This window comes from Janthinobacterium sp. FW305-128, from assembly GCF_020858135.1.
GTDB lineage: Bacteria > Pseudomonadota > Gammaproteobacteria > Burkholderiales > Burkholderiaceae_D > Janthinobacterium.
Map to the genome: position 1 here is coordinate 255,482 of NZ_JACYMK010000011.1, position 17,631 is coordinate 273,112.

Genomic DNA, 17,631 nt, shown 5'->3' on the forward strand with positions numbered 1-17,631 from the left:
CGAGATTGTTACAGCGGCCGCACGGGGATGCAGATCTCGCAAGAGAATTCGCCGTTGGCCGGGTCCATCGCCGTGGCGGCGGCAAAGCGCTCGAAGCAGGGGCGCTCGTCCCACTGCAGGCCGCTGGCCGGCAGCCATTCGCGCGCCATGCGCGTCCACGCGTCGGGGATGGCGCTGGACGGTCCCTTGAATTGCGCCACCGCATAACGCCCGCCTGGCAGGGTGGCGAGGCTGGCGCGTCCGGCTGACTGGAAGCCGTCGGGCACGGCGACGCAGGCGTCGTAGCGGCATTTTTCCGGCGGCGTGATGGCGGGATCGTCAAGGCCGATGCCGTAGCAGGTGGCGTCGCCCAGGCCGTGCGACTGCATCCACGGTGATACGGTGTCGCGCCAGAAGGCGCTGATGGCGGGGCCGTAGGGGCCGATATGGCGCTGGCACGCGACGGTGGCGGGCGGCAGGTCGAGGATGGTGACTTGCATGGGACTCTCTCTATCAAGTGGATTGGAGTGCCCATGGTGCGGGAAGTTCGGCCCGTATTCCTGACCGGGATTGCGCATGGCCTGATCCGGATTGCTATCTTGCCGGCGCAGGCGCATGGCCGCGAGCATGGCGGCGTTTTTCGCGGCAATGCCGGCGCGCCAGGCTGTCGGCGTGCAGCCGAATTTCAGCTTGAAGGCGCGCGCAAACGCTTCGCCGGAACCGAAGCCCGTCGCCAGCGCGATGTCGAGTATCGACTCGCCGGGACGGCAGGCCAGCCGCAAGGCGGCCGATTCCAGGCGCCGGCGGCGCGCATAATCGCCCAAGGTTTCACCCATCCAGGCGGCGAACACGCGGTGAAAGTGGAAACGCGAAAAATGCGCGACGTCGGCCAGTTGGGCCAGGTCCAGCGGCGTGTCCAGATGGCGGTCGATATGGTCGAGCACGGCATTCATGCGGCGCGCGTATTCGGCGCGGAACAGGCCCGGCGCGGTCTGCAGCGGCGAAGAGGAAGGGGAGTTCATGCCGTCAATTATGGCATGAACTCCCCAGGGGAACGTGTGAAAACAGGCCTTACGCCGCGTTCAAGGCCTGTTCCAGGTCTTCGCGCAAGTCGTCGATATGCTCGATGCCCACGGACAGGCGCAGCATGTCTTCGGACACGCCCGCCTTGGCCAGTTCCTCGGGATTGAGCTGGCGGTGCGTGGTCGATGCCGGGTGGGTGGCCAGCGACTTGGCGTCGCCGATGTTGACCAGGCGCGTAAACAGCTGCAGGGCGTCGAGCACGCGGGCGCCGGCCGCGCGCGGGTCTTCGCTTGCCGCCAGTTTCAGGCCGAAGGACAGGATGCCCGAGGCGCGGCCGTGCATGTATTTTTTCACCAGCGCGTGGTCCGGGTGGTCTTCCAGGCCCGCGTAATTGACCCACGCGACTTTCGGATGCTGCTTCAGGTGCTTGGCCAGGGCCAGCGTATTGTCGCAGATGCGGTCCATGCGCAGGGCCAGCGTCTCGATGCCCTGGATCAGCTGGAAGGCGGAGAGCGGCGAAATGGCCGCGCCCATGTTGCGCAGCGGGACGACGCGCGCGCGGCCGATGAAGGCGGCGGGGCCGAACGCTTCCGTGTAGACGACGCCGTGGTAGGACACGTCCGGTTCGTTCAGGCGCTTGAAACGCTCCTTGTGTTCGGCCCACGGAAATTTGCCGCTGTCGACGATGGCGCCGCCCACGGTGGTGCCGTGGCCGCCCAGGTATTTGGTCAGCGAATGGACGACGATGTCGGCGCCATGCTCGATGGGGCGGAACAGATAGGGGCTCGGCACGGTGTTATCGACGATCAGCGGGATGCCGTGCCCGTGCGCGATTTCGGCCAGTTTCGCCACGTCCGTCACATTGCCCAGCGGGTTGCCGATCGATTCGCAGAAGATGGCCTTGGTGCGCGCGTCGATCAGGGCGGCGAAGGTCTCGGGCTGGCGCGCGTCGGCGAAGCGCACTTCGATGCCGATCTGCGGCAGGGTGTGGGCAAACAGGTTGTAGGTGCCGCCGTACAGCTGGCTGGCGGAGATGAAATTGTCGCCCGCTTCGGCGATGGTCTGGATCGCGTAGGTGATCGCCGCCATGCCGGAAGCGACGGCCAGCGCGGCCACGCCGCCTTCCAGTGCAGCGACCCGCTTTTCCAGCACGTCCTGCGTGGGGTTCATGATGCGCGTATAGATATTGCCGGCGACCTTGAGGTCGAACAGGTCGGCGCCATGCTGGGCATTGTCGAAGGCGTAGGCCACCGTCTGGTAGATGGGGACGGCGGCGGCCTTGGTGGTCGGGTCGGGGGTGTAGCCGGCGTGCACGGCCAGGGTTTCGATTCTCATGTGGTCTCCGGTTCGAATGGGCTGCGGTGGTCAAATCCGCAGCCATTGTGCCATGCGCCCGTTAGCTCGTTGCTACGCTTGATAGAATATTAAGTCATAAGCTAGTGCTGTCTTGATATAAGTCATCCAGCTCTGCCTGGCCGATGAACCGTTCATGCGTGCCATGCTGGGCGCAGGCAAACGCGCCGCCGATGGCGCCGCGGCGCATGGCCTCTTCCAGCGGCCGTCCATCGAGCCAGGCGTGCAAAAACGCGGCCACGAACGAGTCGCCCGCGCCATTCGTGTCCACCACGGGCAGCTTCAATCCCGCCGTCGGAGTGTGGCGCACGGACGCGCTGCCCCGTTCCAGCAGGAAGGCGCCATGCGCGCCGGCCATGGCGATCACGGCCTGCGCGCGGCCTTGCCAAATAATTTCGCGCATGACGTCGTCCCGACGCTCGCCCAGCGCCGCCGTGCTGAGAAACACCAGGTCGGCGCGCAGGGCAAAGACCTTGTGGTGCGGGTTGACGCCATCCCAGTCGTGCAGATCGGTCGACACCGTCGTGCCGCACACTTGCGCGTCGTCAAACAGTGCGGCCACCCAGCCCATGATGGAAAAGTGCGCGTGGCGCGCCGGTCCCAGGTAGGGAAGATAGAAAGCGGCCGGCATGCGCAGGTCTTCCGGGTGGCGGCCGTCGTACAGCGACAGTCTGCGCCCCTGCGGGTCGACCAGGTTGACGCTGCGCCGTGTGCCCGAGGGTTCGACGATGTGTGAAAAATCGAGCCTGGTCTCTTTATAGCGCTGCAGGATGGCCGCGCCTTGCGCATCGTCGCCGATGAAATCGATGAATTTGCAGCGCAGGCCCAGCGCGTGGCAACCGAGCGCCACGCCATTGCCCGTGTGCGCCACATAGTCGCGGATGGGCGGCACGTGCAGCGAATCGGCCACGGGCAATTGCAGGTCGGGGACGCGCACGATCGTGTCGATGCCGGCGCCGCCAACTACTAAAATGTCATAGGTACTCATGGTGCAGCCTTTTCTAACAGGGCGGTGCCGGCCGCGTGTACCGCGACGGTGCCATCTTTGACGATACAGGTTTGATTGGTGTAGGCGTCGCGCAGCAGGGTGCCATCGGCGAACACGCCGTGCACCTTCAGTGAGAGCGCGCCTTGCGCCTCGGGCACGGCGATGACGGCGTCACCATCCATCACGCGGGCGAATGCGTACGGCTTGTCGTTGATGAACCGGTGTTCACCGCGCGCCAGGGCAGGGTGGCGCAGGCGGAACTGGCCCAGCTTGCGCGCATGCGCGAGGGTGGCGGCATCGAGCGAGCCCCAGTTCATGCTTGACCGCGTGGCCTGCTGTTCGTCGCCGATGGGCGCCGTGCCAGGCTGGCGCGCGCTTTCATCGCCATAGAACAGCTGCACGCCGCCCGGCGCCAGCAGCAGGGCGGACAAGCCGTGCTTCAATTGATCGCGCGGGAACAGGCTGGTGTCGTGCGAGGAGATGTACGACAGGATGTCGTGGCGTGGCTCTTTCGCCAGTAAGCCCGCGTACTGGCGATACACGCCGTCGATGCTTTTCCAGTCGCCGCCCGCGCGGTGTTGAAAGTCGAAATTGATCATCGAGTCGAAGCCGGCATCAAACCAGCTGCTGCGCTCGGGGCCATGGCCCCACGCTTCGCCCGTCATCCAGAACGGTGCGTCGTCGATCTTTTGTTCGGGATGGCGCGTCTTCCAGTCGGCCAGGGCCTCGGTGGCGGCCGCGCGCAGGGCCAGCCAGCTGGCCGGCTCCACATGCTTGACGGTGTCGGCCCTGAAACCGTCGACGCCGAATTCGCGCACCCAGTCGGCCAGCCAGTGCACCAGATAACCGCGCACCGTGGTGCCGGGCAGGGCGACGGCACGCGTGTCCGTCTTGCGCTGCAAAATCGGCGGCAAGCCCACGGCCTTGCCGCTCTCCGTGCGGAAGTCGGGCAGGTAGGCCAGCTGCATCGTGTAGTCGTCTTTGCCGCCATCGGAATAGCCGGGCAGGCCCGCGCGTACCCAGTCCGGCCCCCACCATTGCTTGAATTCGAAGTTGTTGTAGTCGATGAAGCTGTGATAATCGCGCAGCGCGGCCTTGTCATGGCCGGGCCACAGCACGGGCACCTTGTATTCGGCCAGGGTGCGCAAGTCCGCATAGCCGGGGTGGTTCAGCACCATGTCGAACAGCACGCGGATGCCTTGCGCGTGCGCCGTGGCGATCATCTCGCGCAGCTCGTCGCGCGTGCCCATGTTGGCGTCCATCGTGGTGTAATCGAGTGCCCAGTAGCCGTGGTAGGCATAGTGCTGGAATTGCTGCTTGCCGCCCACCACCCAGCCGTGGATCTGTTCATACGGCGCCGTGATCCACAGCGCGTTGATGCCCAGTTCCTTGAAATAGCCGGCTTTGAGCTGCTGCGTGATGCCGGCGATGTCGCCGCCGTGAAAGCTGCCCACGTCGCCGCCTTGCGGGTCGGCGGCGCGGCCGTAACTGTGGTCGTTGCCGGGATTGCCGTTGGCGAAGCGGTCCGTCACGGCAAAGTAGACGATGGGATTGTCTGCAAAACTCCCTGCCTGCGCCGAAGCGCACAGGAGCAGGGCGGCCAGCGTAGTCAGGGAGCGTCGCATGGTCAGCCCTTCACGCCGCCAGCCGTCAGGCCGGAGATCATCCATTTTTGCGCCAGCAGGAACACGGCCGTGATCGGCAAGCCGGACAAAATGGCCGCCGCGGCGAAGTCGCCCCACAGGTATTTTTGCTCGTACAGGAACAGTTTCGAGCCGACGGCCAGGGTCAGGTTGTTCTGTTCATGCAGCAGCACGGACGCGATCGGGTATTCGATGATGGCGCCGATGAAGGACAACAAAAACACCACCATCAGGATGGGCACCGTCATCGGCAGCAGCACGTAGACGAAGGCCTGCCATTGCGTGGCGCCGTCGACCTTGGCCGCTTCCTCGATCTCGACGGGGATGGTTTGATAATAGCCCTTGATGGTCCAGATATGCAGGGCGATGCCGCCCGTGTAGGCCAGCACCAGGCTGCCGTGGTGGTCGATGCCCAGCCACGGCACGTAGCTGCCCAGCACGTCGAAGATGGCGTAGATGGCCACCAGGGCCAGCACGGCGGGGAACATCTGCAGCAGCATCAGCGCGGACAGCGTCTGCGACTTGAAGCGGAATTGCATGCGCGCGAACGCATACGCGCAGGTGGTCGACAGCAGCACGGTGACGGTGGCGCTCATGCTGGCCACCTTGATGGAATTCCACAGCCACAGCAGCACGGGGAAGTCCGGCTCGACCAGGGCGCCGTTGGGCGCCTGGTAAGACATGCCCAGCGCCAATCGCCAGTGCTCGAAGCTGATCTCGGGCGGGATCAAACTGCCCGAGGCGAAGTTGCCGGGCCGCAAGGAGATCGACAAGATCATCAGGAAGGGGAACATCACCAGCGCGATCAGCGCGATTACGGCGACGTGGGCCGCCAGGATGCGCCAGCGGTTGGAACGGTCGACAACGATAGCCATTACTGTCCTTTATGCTTTGTTCATGCGCGTCAGGCGCATGTTGACCAGCGAAATCGCGGCCACGAGGAAGAAGATCAGGGTCGAGATGGCGGCGGCCAGGCCAAAGTTCTGGCCGGAATCCTCGAACGCGATACGGTAGGTGTAGGACACGAGCAAGTCCGTCGTGCCGGCCGGTAACGTTGTGTCGAGGAAATCGGGACGCCCGCCCGTCAGCAAGCTGATCAGCACGAAATTATTGAAGTTGAAGCCCAGGCTGGCCACCATCAGCGGCGTCAGCGGCTTGATGATCAACGGCAGGGTGATCTTGAAGAAATTCGTCAGCGGTCCCGCGCCGGCCAGGGCCGACGCTTCGTACAGGTCCGACGGGATCGCCTTGATCAAGCCCATGCACACGACCATCATGTAGGGATAGCCGAGCCAGGTGTTGACGATCAGGATCATCGCCTTGGCCAGGGTGGTGTCCGAGAACCAGGCGGGCTTGATGCCGAACAGGGCGTCGAGCACGAGGTTGATTTCGCCGAAGTTGTTATTGAACAACCCCTTGAAGACGAGGATGGAAATGAAACCGGGCACAGCGTATGGCAGGAACAGCAGGGTGCGGTACAGGCCGCGGAAGCGCAGCGCATCCCAGTTCAGCAGAACGGCCAGCACCATGCCCAGGCCCGTCGTGGTGGCCACGCTGATCAGGGCGAAGACGATGGTCCAGACGAAAATACGCAGGAAGGGGCCGCGGAACGCTTCATCGGAGAAGATTTTCACGAAGTTGGCAAAGCCCACATTGACCTTGAAGCCCGGTTCCAGTTTCGTGCCGTCCGGCATTTCATAAAAGCCCGTCTTGAAGTTCGGCGTCACGAGTTCGCCCGTGGCGACTTTTTTGAGGGTCTTGTCCGGCAATTGTTTGTAGACATGCGCGACGGGGCCGAATTCGCGCAAGCCCACCATGCGCAGCTCGATCCTGTTCGGCAGGATAAGCGTCAGCAGCTTCAAGTCCTTTTGCAGGGCGATGATGTCCTTGATAGGCAGGGCAGGGGCCAGCACGGGCGCCTGCACGGGGTCAGCCGGCGCCACGTCCACCTTCAGCGGGACGGCGCGCTTCAGGGCCAGCGGCGGCGTCAGCAGCACTTCGCCCGTGTCCGGGCTTTCCAGGCGCAAGCGGTATTCCTTGTTGTCGGCATGCACGGTCATGGCATAGCCGGCGCTTTCCACGCGCTGCGTCTCGTCGAGCAGGTATTGCGTGGCCCTGTCGTAGGTGAGCAGGTTGCGCGAACTGAAATTGGTAAAGCCGATCGACACCGTGTACACCATCGGCAGCAGCACGAAGACGATTACCGCCGTGATGCCGGGAAACAGATAACGGTAGGCATAGGCGCGCGGCGACGTGAAGACAAACGTCGTCAGGGTCAGCAAGCCGAGGAAAACGGCGGCCAGCATGGTCTGGCCGGAAATGTACAACATGAAGAGCAGATACAGACCCAGCGCCATGCTGATGGTCAATACCGTAGGGCCGATAAACTTGCGCACGATGGGATACCTGTGAAGATGGATGCTGGATGTCAAGCGTGGTGGCGTAGGTCGGATTAGCGGCTACGCCGCGTAATCCGACATCAGCCGCCAACAATGTTGTCGGATTACGGCCCTTCGGGCCTAATCCGACCTACCTAAAGCTAATTAATTGGCGGTCGTAATCCGCTTCGCCGCCGCATCCAGGCCATCCTTGGTCGTCTGGCGGCCCTGGGTGATGTTTTCCAGCGCCGATTGCATCGACGACCAGAAGCGGCCCATTTCCGGATTGTTCGGCATCGGGCGGCCCGCTTGGGCGCTTTCCATCGTCGCCTGGATGTTCGGATTGGCTTTCAATTCCGCGAACAGCACTTTATTAGCTGGCGTGCCCAGCGGGACGTCGGCGTTGATGGTTTTCAGGCCATTGAGCTGCAGCATCTGGTTTTCCAGGAATTCCGTCGCCAGGTCCTTGTTCGGGCTGGCTTTCGAAATCATCGCACCCAGCACGCCCACGAATGGGGTGGCCGTCTTGCCTGCCACGGTAGGAATCGTTGCCACGCCGTAATTGATCTTCGATTTGCGCGCATTGTCCCACGACCATGGGCCGTTGATCATCATGGCGATCTTGCCCTGGTTGAAGCCCGCTTCCATCTCCGCGTAGCCCGCGCCCTTCGGCATGGCGCCGCTGTTGATCAGGCTCATCAGCGCATTCACGCCGGCTTGCGAACCGGCATTGTTCACGCCGGTTTTCGCTGCATCGTAGCGGCCGTCGGACTTGACTTCAAACGGGAAACCGCCGCCCGCGCCCAGCAGCGGCCACGTGAAATAGGTATTCGTGTAATCCCACAGGATGGCTTTCTTGCCTTGTGCGGAGAGTTTCTTGTCCAGCGCGGCGATTTCCTCGAAGGTCTTAGGCGGGGTCGGCACCAGGTCCTTGTTGTAGACGAGGGCGACGGCTTCGATCGAGATCGGGTAGCCCCAGGTCTTGCCGCCCACGGTAAAGGCATTCCAGGCCAGCGGCAGGATGGCGGCGCGCGCTTCCTTGCTTGGCGTTACTGGTTGCAGCAAGCCTGCGTCGATCCAGCCGCCGATGCGGTCATGCGGCCAGATCCAGATGTCCGGGCCCTTGCCGGCGGCGGCCGCCTGCTGGAATTTGTTCGGCGCATCTTCCGGATGCTCGACGACGACCTTGATGCCCGTCTTCTTGGTGAATTCTTCGCCGACCTTGGCCAAGCCCTTGTAGCCTTTGTCTCCATTGATCCAGATCAACAGGGTGCCTGCTTCGGCCGCGTTCGCCATGCTGACGGCGGCCAGGTTGCCGATGCCGGCCAGGGCGGCGGCGATCAGGGTGGTTTTGATGAAGCTGCGTTTCGGGTGCGTGAAGGACATGTCAATCTCCAGTATCTTTTTTTATGCTAAGTTTATGTTGAGTATCAAGGCTGAAACGATGCAACCAGGCCAGGCGGCGCCTGTAGCGCCTGGCCCCTAAAGCGGATAGATCAGGTGCGGGTCTGGCCGTGCTCGTCGAACACGTGGACGCGGGCGGGCGCCACCTGCAGCGCCACGGACTGGCCAATCGCCCAGTCCGTATCCGCATCGGCACGCACCACCAGCGGCTCGTCGCCGCCCGGGACGTGCACATACAGATAGCTGATGTCGCCCAGTTTTTCCACCGCCTGCACGGTGGCTGTGATGGCGGCAGCGGCACCGGGCGCGCATGCCTGCACGTGCTCGGGGCGCGCGCCGACGGTGACGGGCATACCGCTGGCCAGCGGCTGCGTCAACGCCGCCTGCAGCATGCCGCCCGCGTTGGTGGCGATGGTGGCCACGCCGTCGATATAGCTGTGGATCTTGCCTTTGAGGAAGTTCATGCGGGGCGAACCGAGGAAGCCGGCCACGAACAGGTTGGCGGGATGGTGGTACAGCTCGAGCGGTGCGCCCACCTGTTCGATGCGTCCCGCGTTGAGCACGACGATGCGGTCGGCCAGGGTCATCGCCTCGACCTGGTCATGCGTGACGTAGATCATGGTCGAGCGCAATTCGCGGTGCAGATTCGCCAGTTCGATGCGCATCTGCACGCGCAAGGAGGCGTCCAGGTTTGACAGCGGTTCGTCGAACAGGAAGACGTCGGGTTTGCGCACGATGGCGCGGCCGATGGCGACGCGCTGGCGCTGGCCGCCCGACAAGTCTTTCGGCTTGCGTTCGAGCAAAGGTTCGATGCGCAGGATTTGCGCGGCGCGCTGCACGGCGTCGGCGATCTGTACTTTACTCATACCGGCCAGTTTCAGGCCGAAGGCCATGTTCTGTGCCACGCTCATGTGCGGGTACAGGGCGTAGCTCTGGAACACCATGGCGATGCCGCGCTTGGCGGGCGGCACGTCGTTCATGCGCGTCTTGCCGATGAATAAGTCGCCGCCGCTGATTTCTTCCAGGCCGCAGATGCTGCGCAGCAAGGTCGATTTGCCGCAACCCGACGGGCCCACGAAGACCATGAATTCGCCATCGGCGATCTCCAGGTCGATGCCGTGCAGGGTTTGCACGTCGCCATATGCCTTCTTCAGGCCTGTTAACTTCAGTCCAGCCATGTCGTCCTCGTTCTCTCAATTTGGCCCCGCTGATGCGCGGGGCTCGTTATTGTAATTGGCGGCATGGCCGCCAAAGGGTACTGTTTAAGCGTGCGTGCCGAACCAGCCGCCATGCGGGGGCAGGCTGATCTGCTGGCCATCTTTACTGCCTGGCAAGCCGTGACCGGCCAGGCCGGCTGCTGGCGCCGCGTCAGGCCAAGTGAAGGTGACCGCCTCCGTGCCCAGGTTGAAGGCGGCCAGCACGGACGGCTGTCCCGGCAAGTCGCGGCGCAGGGCCAGCACGGGTTCCGGCGCATCGAAGAAGACGATATCGCCGCGCAGCAACTGCGGCAGGGTGCGGCGCCAGGCGAGGATGTTTTGCGCAAAGCGCAGCGGCGAGCCGGCATCGGTTTCTTCCACATCGACGGCGCGCGCCAGGTGTTCGGGCGGCACGGGCAGCCAAGGTTTGGCATTACTGAAGCCGCCATGCGGCGCATCGGCCACCCATGGCATCGGCGTGCGGCAGCCGTCGCGGCCCTTGAACTGGGGCCAGAACGGGATGCCGTACGGGTCTTGCAGCGCCTCGAAAGGAATGTCCGCTTCCGTCAGGGCCAGTTCATCGCCCTGGTACAGGCAGGGCGTGCCTTTCAAGGCCGCCTGCACGGCCAGCACCACCTTGGCCAACGACGGCGACGGGTTCTGGCCACCCCAGCGCGTCATGACGCGCACGCTGTCGTGGTTGCCCACGGACCAGGAAGCCCAGCCGTCGGCCACTTGCGCCTCGAATTCTTCCACCTGCTTGCGGATATGCGCGGCGGAAAACTCGGCCGTCAGCAGGTTGAAACTGTAAGCCATGTGCAGCTTGTCGGCGCCCGTGTAGGCGGCCATCGTGGCCAGCGCATTGTCGTCGCCCACTTCGCCGATGGAAATGGCCTGGTATTCATCAAGGATGGCGCGCACGCGCTGCAGGTAGGCGATGTTTTCCGGCTGCGTCTTGTCGTACATGTGCGCCTGCATGCCGTACGGGTTGATGGCCGACACGCTGCTCGCATCGCGCTGCGCGGCGGGCGGATTGTCGCGCAGCAACTGGTCGTGGTAGGGGAAGTTGCAGGAATCGAAGCGGAAACCGTCGACGCCGCGCTCGAGCCAGAAACGCAGGTTGTCCAGCTGCGCCTGCTGCACGGCCGGGTTGTGGAAGTTGAGGTCGGGCTGGCTGACGAGAAAATCATGCAGGTAGTACTGGCCGCGGCGCGGCTCCCATTGCCAGGCGGAACCGCCGAACACGGACAGCCAGTTGTTCGGCGGCGTGCCGTCCGGTTTCTGGTCGGCCCACACATACCAGTCGGCCTTGGGATTGTCGCGGCTGGAGCGGCTTTCCACGAACCACGGGTGGACGTCGGACGAGTGCGACAGCACTTGGTCGATCATCACTTTCAGGCCCAGTTCATGGGCGCGCGCCACCAGGCGGTCGAAATCGGCCAGGGTGCCGAACATGGGATCGACGTCGCAGAAGTCGGCCACGTCGTAGCCGAAGTCCTTCATCGGCGATGTGAAGAAGGGCGAGATCCAGACGATGTCGGCGCCCAGGGCGGCGATGTAATCGAGCTTGGAGGTGATGCCGGGCAAGTCGCCGATGCCGTCGCCATTGCTGTCGAGGAAGCTGCGTGGATAGACCTGGTAGATGACGGCGCTGCGCCACCAGTCGGCGGGCAGGTGGGCGAGATTGTTCTGGATGGTCGGCATGAATGATTTCTTAAAAGTGCCTGTAGCCGTGGCTATCTGGGCGGCGCTGCTGGTTGGTAGGCGAACGTCTTATTTTAAAATTCAAAGCGCTTTGGGTATGAAATGAGTATAGTTCAAAGCGCTTTGAAAAGTAAAGCGATACACGCGCCAGACATACGATTTTTTTATGAGGGTGATTCAGGAGGGCAAAACAGAGCGGAAGAGGGCGTTTTACGAAACCCCAAGCGGAGGCTGGGGTCGGACCCTGAGGGGGAATGCGTCCCAATGGGATGCATTCCAATGCAGTGACCGACCCCTGTAGTTTGCTCTAGGGGTAAATCAGGCGTGGATTACCGGCCCCGCCGACTCGCCCGGCAACAGTTCGCATGGCCACAGTTCCTGCAGGTCGGTGACGGGCGTGCCGTCCATCAGGGCCAGCAGCATGTGGATCATCTTCGCGCCGGCGCCGCGCGGGTCGGGCTGGACGACGGTGGTGACGTTGTGGCCGGCCAGGGAATCTTCCATCACGCCCCAGACGATCAGCGACATTTCGCGGCCGATGGCGATGCCCGCGTCGAGCAGGGCGCGCACGGCGCCCACGCCCGACATGTGGTTGTCGACGATGACGGCGGTAGGGCGCGGCGAGCGGGCCAGAAGGCGCTGCATGGCCTGGTAGCCGGCGCGGCGGTCGTGCGCATTGTCGACCAGGTTGTCGGGATCGATGGCCAGGCCGCCCGCCTGCATGGCGTGCTGGAAACTCTCGACGCGCTGGCGCACGAAGTTCAGGTCCGGCGTGGCGCTGATCAGGCCGATGCGCTGGTGGCCCAGCTGCGCCAGGCGCTCGACGGCCAGGCGCATACCCGCTTCGTTGTCGTAGTCGAACCACGCATGCGGCTGGTTCAGCTGCGTGCGGCCATGCGCGACGAACGGCATGCCCTGCTGCGCCAAGTAGGCGATGCGCTCGTCGAACGGTTTCGTGCGCCCGACGATCAAGCCATCGATGCGGCGGCCCTTGACCATGCGTTCATACGTGTGGAATTCGTTGGTGGCCGAGGCGGGCGCGATCATCATGTCCATCTGCTGCGCTTCCAGCGCTTCGGACATGCCGCCCACGATGTCGATGAACATGGGGTCGGCCAGGTCGTTCGGCATCAGCGGGTAGATGATGCCGACGATGTTCGTACGCCCCACGGCCAGGCTGCGCGCCATGGGATTGGGGCGGTAGCCGGCCGCCTGTGCGGCGGCCAGCACCCGCTCGCGCGTGCGTTCGCTCACTTCCGGATAGCCATTCAAGGCGCGGCTGACGGTGGTTTCGGATATTCCTAGCGTTCTGGCGAGATTTTTGAGGTTCATGAATGCTGCGTATGGGGTGGGTCGGGAGCGATGCGGTGCGATGAAGGGTAGTTTATCTGATAAATGCCGGAATGATCAGGGGTATGACCTGCGGCGGCGGCGCCCAAAAAAATACGCGGGCAAACCCAGGGGCGCCCGCGCTAAAAGAGGATACTGCTGAATCACTACATTGAAGCTGCCGGCCATCGCGTGCAGCGGCGAAATGGTGGGTCCGGATATGACTTGCCCCTGAAAAAGCGGGCGGTGTTGCTGCCACCGGCAAGCGTCCGGGGACGCTTGCCGACGTTCTAGATGCCGGCGATTACCACCAGCTTTCCACCTGGAAGCCCATCGAGCTGCCATTGGTCTTGCCACCGAACACGCCCGTCGACGACAGCGCCGATTCCGCCGCGGCGGCCGACTGGGCTGCCTTGTTCCATTTGGCGTAGGTGTAGAAGGCGCGCAGCACGGGGCGCGACCAGAAGCTGTTGCCGGCCGACAGTTGCGGCGCGAAGGTCAGCTTGGTCAGGTTGCGGCTTTCGCCGCCTTCCGGCTTGACGATGTCGTGGCCCAGTTCCACGGCCAGGCTGTAGTTGTCCGTGAAGTGGTAGACGGGGCGCGCGCCGATCGACGTCCACTTGCTGCTCACGCCTGCCGTTTCCTTGTCTTCGTAGACGAAGGTACCCATGCCCGACCAGGAACCTTTGGGCTGGATCATGATTTGTTCCGTCAGGCGCACGACCTTGTCATCCTTGCTGGCGCCCAGGCTGAAGCCGCCCGTGTTGGCCGCGCTGCCTTTGCCGTACTGCAGTGCCACCTTGTTGAAGCCGCCCAGCAGATTGCCTTGCGTATGCATGATGGTCAGCAAGTGGCCGCTGGCGATGGGGGCTGCGCCTTGCGCGTTGCGTTTCTGGTTGAATTGCAGGCCCAAGGTCAGTTCGCCGTCCGGATTGACCTTGATGCCGGAAAAGCGCAAGTCGTGGGACAGGCCCATGCGCTTGCTGTCGCCATCGTCGGCCGTGCGCACGATGGCATAGGCCAGCTTGGCCGCGCCCAGGTCGATGTTTTCCAGGCCGGCGCCAGGGCCGCTGTTATTCCAGAAGTAGTAATCGGTGATGTGCACGTCCTGGCGGTCGTAGTAGCGCTTGCCGACCCAGGCGCGCGCTTCGGCGAAGGCGCCCGTGCCGATCTTGTCCGCCACCACGTTCATTTCGCGCCACGACGGGTCCGATTGTTCCCAGTCCTGGTTCTGGTTGACGGAGAACGCCACCAGGGTATTGATGCGGAAGGTGGTGCCGTTCGCTGCCTTGAAGGCTTCGCCGCCGAATTTCAGCTCGCCGTAGGTTTCGCACTCATTGCCCAGACGATATTTGGACGAGGCGCCGGCCAGGCCGAAACACGCTTCCTTGCCGCCTTCGCTGCTGGTACCGATGCCCGAGCGGATGTAACCGCCGAAGTCGATCGGCAGGGCTGCCTGGGCCGACGCGCTCAAGGCCATGAGCACTGCCGCTGGCAACGCTTTCAAGAAAAATTTGTTCATTGTGTCTCCAGTGTTTTTATAGATGTGGGATCGGCGCGCATCACTTTGCACAACCAAAGCGCTTTAACTATGTTTCAAAGCGCTTTGAGTATAGTTCAAAGCGCTTTGATAAGTAAACTCGTTTTGTTCTTGGCGTCGTTCGGAAACTTTGTGGGTGTTGCGGAGAAACATCAAAGGCGGGCGACGGCGCGTGGGCGCCGCCGTGTATGGCAGGAGGAGATCAGGAGGGAGTGTCGCAGGCGGGCAGGGTGGTCGAGTCCGTTGCGGCAAGGGCAGGATGCCGCAGGAAGACCAGAATCAGCAGGGCCGAGGTCGTCGTAATGCTGGCCAGCACATACAGCAAGTGGCAAAAGGCCGTGCCGTACGCTTGCGCCAGTTCGGCGGCGCCAGCCTGCGGCAGCAGGGTGGCCGCATGGCGCAGCTCGCCCAGCGCCAGGAAGGAGCCCGCGTGCGCCGCCTGTTCCGCTCCGATGCCGGCAAGGTCGGCGTGGCCCAGCGCCGCGACAGTAAACGTGCCCAGCAGCGCGCTGACGATGGCCAGCGCCAGGCCTTCGCCCGCCACCCTCGTCGTGTTAAAGATGCCGGCCGCCATGCCAGCCCGTTCGACGGGCACGACGCTGATGGCCAGACCATCCATCAAGCCCCAGGGCAGGCTGATGCCGCAACCGATCAGCAGCAGCGGCCCGATCAAGGTAGTGGGCGACTGGCCCGGCGCACACGTCGACAGCCACAGCAAGCCGCCCGCCGCCAGCAGCAGGCCGCTGGCGCAAATGTGCGCGGCGGCAAGGCGCTGCGCCGCCAGGCCGGCCAGGACCGGCAGCACCAGCATGGGCGCGGACAGGGCGATCATCATGCGTCCCGCCTCCAGCGCGCTGTAGCCTTCGATGCCGATGAAGCGGGCCGGCAGCAATACGAGCAGCACGACGAAGGAAAACGCGGGCGCGGCGGCCAGCAATTGCACGCCGGCAAAGGCGGGCAGGCGGAACAGGGTCAAGTCCAGCATGGGCCGCGCGTCGCGCCGTTCCACGCGGATGAACGCAGCCAGCAGCAAGGCCGCGCCACCGAACAGCCCCAGGCTGGCGGCGCTGGCCCAGCCTTTGTGCGGCGCCTGCAGCAAGCCATAGGTAAACAGGGAGAGCGCACCCGTAAACGTCAGGGCGCCGGGCCAATCGACGCCTTGCGCTTGCGGGTCGCGCGATTCGCGCATGGCGCGCGCGGCGGCCAGCAGGGCGGCCAGGCCGGCCACGGCCGTGACGATGAAGATGGCGCGCCAGCCCGTGTGCGTGATCAAGGTGCCGGCCAGGAAGGGGCCGAAGGCAAGGCCCACGCCGAAGGCCGTGCCGATCAGGCTGAAGGCGCGCGCGCGGGCCGGGCCGTCGAATTCCTGAGCCAGGGCCGCCAGTCCGCTCGACAGGGCCATGGCGCAGCCCAGGCCCTGGACGGCGCGCAGCACGTCGAGCCACAGGATGGCGGGCGCGGCCGCCAAGGCCAGCGCGGCGGCGGAAAACACAGCCATGCCCAGCAAGAACACGCGCTTGCGGCCATAACGGTCGGCCAGCGCGCCGGCCACCATCAGGCAGCCGCCAAAGCTGAGCATGAAGGCATTCGTGATCCAGGCCAGCGCCAGCGGCGTGCCGCGCAGCTCGGCGGCGATGGCGGGAATGGCGATGGCCGGTCCCGTAAAACTGAGCGGCATGCACAGCGCAGCGAGGCAGACGGCGGCCAGCACGAAGGCGCGCCGGGACGCGGAGGCAGGCTGCATGCGGTGATTCGTATCCATGGGAATGATTCCAGAAAGAGGGAATCCGATGATAATATGGATGCAATCCATGAAAAAGTGGCTGAAAATCCACTCATAACGGACAAATATTCCCTAATTGAGGTCGCATGGATAATTTGAACGGCATTGCCGCCTTCGTGCGCGCGGCGGAAACGCGCAGTTACGTGGCGGCCGGGCGGCTGCTCGGCGTGTCGGCTTCGGCCGTGGGCAAGAGCGTGGCGCGGCTGGAAGAAAAGCTGGGCGTGCGCCTGCTCAACCGCAGCACGCGGCGCATCAGCCTGAGCAACGAGGGCGCGCTGTTTTACGAGCGCTGCCAGCGCATCCTGGCCGACCTGGGCGATGCCGAGGCGGAACTGTCGCACCTGGCCGAGGCGCCGCGCGGCAAGCTGCGCGTCAGCCTGCCCGTGATCGGCTACCGCATCATCCTGCCCCTGCTGGCGGACTTTACGCGCAAGTACCCGGAGATCGAACTGGACCTCGATTTCAACGACCGCCTGGTCGACGTGGTGGCCGAAGGCGTCGACGTGGCCGTGCGCAGCGGAACGCTCACCGATTCGCGGCTGATGGCGCGCGAACTGGGGCCGTTTGCCTTTGCCATCGTCGGTTCTCCCGCGTACTTCGCCCGCCATGGCGTGCCGGCCACGCCGCGTGCGCTGGAAGGGCACGCCTGCGTGCGCTATAAATTCCCCACCACGGGCAAGTTGCAGGAATGGGCGCTGCAGCGCGCCGAGGGCGACAGCGGCGGCGAGCTGCGCTTGCCGACCGCATTGACCTGCAACAATATCGAAGCCTTGATCGGTGCCGCCACGCAGGGCGTGGGCCTCGCCTATTTACCCGACTTTATCGTGCGCGACGCCATCGCACGCGGTGAACTGCAAGCCGTGCTGGCCGACAGCTTGCTGTACTCGAGCAAGTTCTGGGTGCTGTGGCCGTCGAGCCGCCACCTGTCGCCCAAAATCCGTGTCTTTGTTGACCATCTGTGTACCCACCTGCATTTTTCCGCGTCCCCTCCCGACCCTGCATCCATCGCCTGATACCCCTGGCCCCCGCGCTGGCGGCGGGTTGGGGAATATTCCTACCCCAAAGCGATTAATCCTAATCCGCTAAATTTATATTTGCTGCGCCGCATCAAGCAATGCCGCACAGCATCAGCTTATGCCCTTCCTGAATATCAGTCATACGTTATTGAAATTGCCATAAGGAATTTATTTATGTTAATTTCATATCTGTTTCTGCAACATTGCATCGCTTCGGCGGTTGCCGGGACATGTGCAGGATTAGGCGCCATAAGCGTGTAGTAACCAACAATTAAGGGGTGACTGCCCCGTTCCG

At 63.7% G+C, this 17,631-nt stretch carries 13 protein-coding genes; 1 reads left to right on the forward strand and 12 read right to left on the reverse strand.

The features are described from left to right. Nucleotides 1–8 precede the first annotated feature (8 nt). The 12 genes from IGS60_RS22510 to IGS60_RS22565 form a co-directional block, all read right to left on the reverse strand. On the reverse strand, nt 9–1,001 hold the full coding sequence (locus IGS60_RS22510) for a GyrI-like domain-containing protein (protein ID WP_230506256.1): 993 nt from the start codon (nt 999–1,001) through the stop codon (nt 9–11). 49 nt (nt 1,002–1,050) lie between these two features. Further along, nucleotides 1,051–2,337: an O-acetylhomoserine aminocarboxypropyltransferase/cysteine synthase family protein gene (locus IGS60_RS22515; protein ID WP_230506257.1), complete on the reverse strand. Its 1,287-nt coding sequence runs from the start codon at nt 2,335–2,337 to the stop codon at nt 1,051–1,053. A gap of 94 nt (nt 2,338–2,431) precedes the next feature. Beyond that, nucleotides 2,432–3,343, reverse strand: a complete 912-nt coding sequence (locus IGS60_RS22520) for a carbohydrate kinase family protein (protein WP_230506258.1) — start codon at nt 3,341–3,343, stop codon at nt 2,432–2,434. Continuing rightward, the gene (locus IGS60_RS22525) at nt 3,340–4,968 is read right to left on the reverse strand and encodes an alpha-amylase family glycosyl hydrolase (RefSeq protein WP_230506259.1); all 1,629 of its coding nucleotides are present in this window, start codon (nt 4,966–4,968) and stop codon (nt 3,340–3,342) included. The genes IGS60_RS22520 and IGS60_RS22525 overlap by 4 nt, the downstream gene beginning before the upstream one ends. Nucleotides 4,969–4,970: 2 nt before the next feature. After that, the gene (gene malG / locus IGS60_RS22530) at nt 4,971–5,861 is read right to left on the reverse strand and encodes a maltose ABC transporter permease MalG (protein ID WP_070218276.1); all 891 of its coding nucleotides are present in this window, start codon (nt 5,859–5,861) and stop codon (nt 4,971–4,973) included. Nucleotides 5,862–5,870: 9 nt separating this feature from the next. Further along, nucleotides 5,871–7,382 (reverse strand): maltose ABC transporter permease MalF, encoded by a 1,512-nt coding sequence (gene malF / locus IGS60_RS22535; protein ID WP_230506260.1) that lies wholly within the window; start codon nt 7,380–7,382, stop codon nt 5,871–5,873. A 147-nt stretch (nt 7,383–7,529) separates the two neighbouring features. Further along, nucleotides 7,530–8,750, reverse strand: coding sequence for a maltose/maltodextrin ABC transporter substrate-binding protein MalE (gene malE, locus IGS60_RS22540; RefSeq protein WP_230506261.1), 1,221 nt, complete (start codon nt 8,748–8,750; stop codon nt 7,530–7,532). A gap of 110 nt (nt 8,751–8,860) precedes the next feature. After that, entirely contained in the window at nt 8,861–9,946 is a 1,086-nt protein-coding gene (locus IGS60_RS22545) for an ABC transporter ATP-binding protein (protein ID WP_070311949.1), read from the reverse strand. 84 nt (nt 9,947–10,030) lie between these two features. Beyond that, the gene (locus IGS60_RS22550) at nt 10,031–11,668 is read right to left on the reverse strand and encodes an alpha-amylase family glycosyl hydrolase (protein ID WP_230506262.1); all 1,638 of its coding nucleotides are present in this window, start codon (nt 11,666–11,668) and stop codon (nt 10,031–10,033) included. A gap of 318 nt (nt 11,669–11,986) precedes the next feature. Beyond that, on the reverse strand, nt 11,987–13,000 hold the full coding sequence (locus IGS60_RS22555) for a substrate-binding domain-containing protein (protein WP_121669083.1): 1,014 nt from the start codon (nt 12,998–13,000) through the stop codon (nt 11,987–11,989). Between the two features lie 301 nt (nt 13,001–13,301). Beyond that, nucleotides 13,302–14,519, reverse strand: coding sequence for a carbohydrate porin (locus IGS60_RS22560; protein ID WP_070218271.1), 1,218 nt, complete (start codon nt 14,517–14,519; stop codon nt 13,302–13,304). A 220-nt stretch (nt 14,520–14,739) separates the two neighbouring features. Next, nucleotides 14,740–16,299, reverse strand: coding sequence for an MFS transporter (locus IGS60_RS22565; RefSeq protein ID WP_230506263.1), 1,560 nt, complete (start codon nt 16,297–16,299; stop codon nt 14,740–14,742). Between the two features lie 107 nt (nt 16,300–16,406). On the opposite strand from IGS60_RS22565, the gene IGS60_RS22570 reads away from it, so the two are divergent. Then, nucleotides 16,407–17,333, forward strand: coding sequence for a LysR family transcriptional regulator (locus IGS60_RS22570; RefSeq protein WP_230506264.1), 927 nt, complete (start codon nt 16,407–16,409; stop codon nt 17,331–17,333). The last annotated feature ends 298 nt before the right edge of the window (nt 17,334–17,631 follow it).

What these genes read in the sequence shown, in the direction of transcription:
- IGS60_RS22510 (WP_230506256.1), bottom strand. Translation starts at nt 1,001, where the DNA reads ATGAACTCCCCTTCCTCTTCGCCGCTGCAGACCGCGCCGGGCCTGTTC.
- IGS60_RS22515 (WP_230506257.1), bottom strand. Translation starts at nt 2,337, where the DNA reads ATGAGAATCGAAACCCTGGCCGTGCACGCCGGCTACACCCCCGACCCG.
- IGS60_RS22520 (WP_230506258.1), bottom strand. Translation starts at nt 3,343, where the DNA reads ATGAGTACCTATGACATTTTAGTAGTTGGCGGCGCCGGCATCGACACG.
- IGS60_RS22525 (WP_230506259.1), bottom strand. Translation starts at nt 4,968, where the DNA reads ATGCGACGCTCCCTGACTACGCTGGCCGCCCTGCTCCTGTGCGCTTCG.
- malG (WP_070218276.1), bottom strand. Translation starts at nt 5,861, where the DNA reads ATGGCTATCGTTGTCGACCGTTCCAACCGCTGGCGCATCCTGGCGGCC.
- malE (WP_230506261.1), bottom strand. Translation starts at nt 8,750, where the DNA reads ATGTCCTTCACGCACCCGAAACGCAGCTTCATCAAAACCACCCTGATC.
- IGS60_RS22545 (WP_070311949.1), bottom strand. Translation starts at nt 9,946, where the DNA reads ATGGCTGGACTGAAGTTAACAGGCCTGAAGAAGGCATATGGCGACGTG.
- IGS60_RS22550 (WP_230506262.1), bottom strand. Translation starts at nt 11,668, where the DNA reads ATGCCGACCATCCAGAACAATCTCGCCCACCTGCCCGCCGACTGGTGG.
- IGS60_RS22555 (WP_121669083.1), bottom strand. Translation starts at nt 13,000, where the DNA reads ATGAACCTCAAAAATCTCGCCAGAACGCTAGGAATATCCGAAACCACC.
- IGS60_RS22560 (WP_070218271.1), bottom strand. Translation starts at nt 14,519, where the DNA reads ATGAACAAATTTTTCTTGAAAGCGTTGCCAGCGGCAGTGCTCATGGCC.
- IGS60_RS22565 (WP_230506263.1), bottom strand. Translation starts at nt 16,299, where the DNA reads ATGGATACGAATCACCGCATGCAGCCTGCCTCCGCGTCCCGGCGCGCC.
- IGS60_RS22570 (WP_230506264.1), top strand. Translation starts at nt 16,407, where the DNA reads ATGGATAATTTGAACGGCATTGCCGCCTTCGTGCGCGCGGCGGAAACG.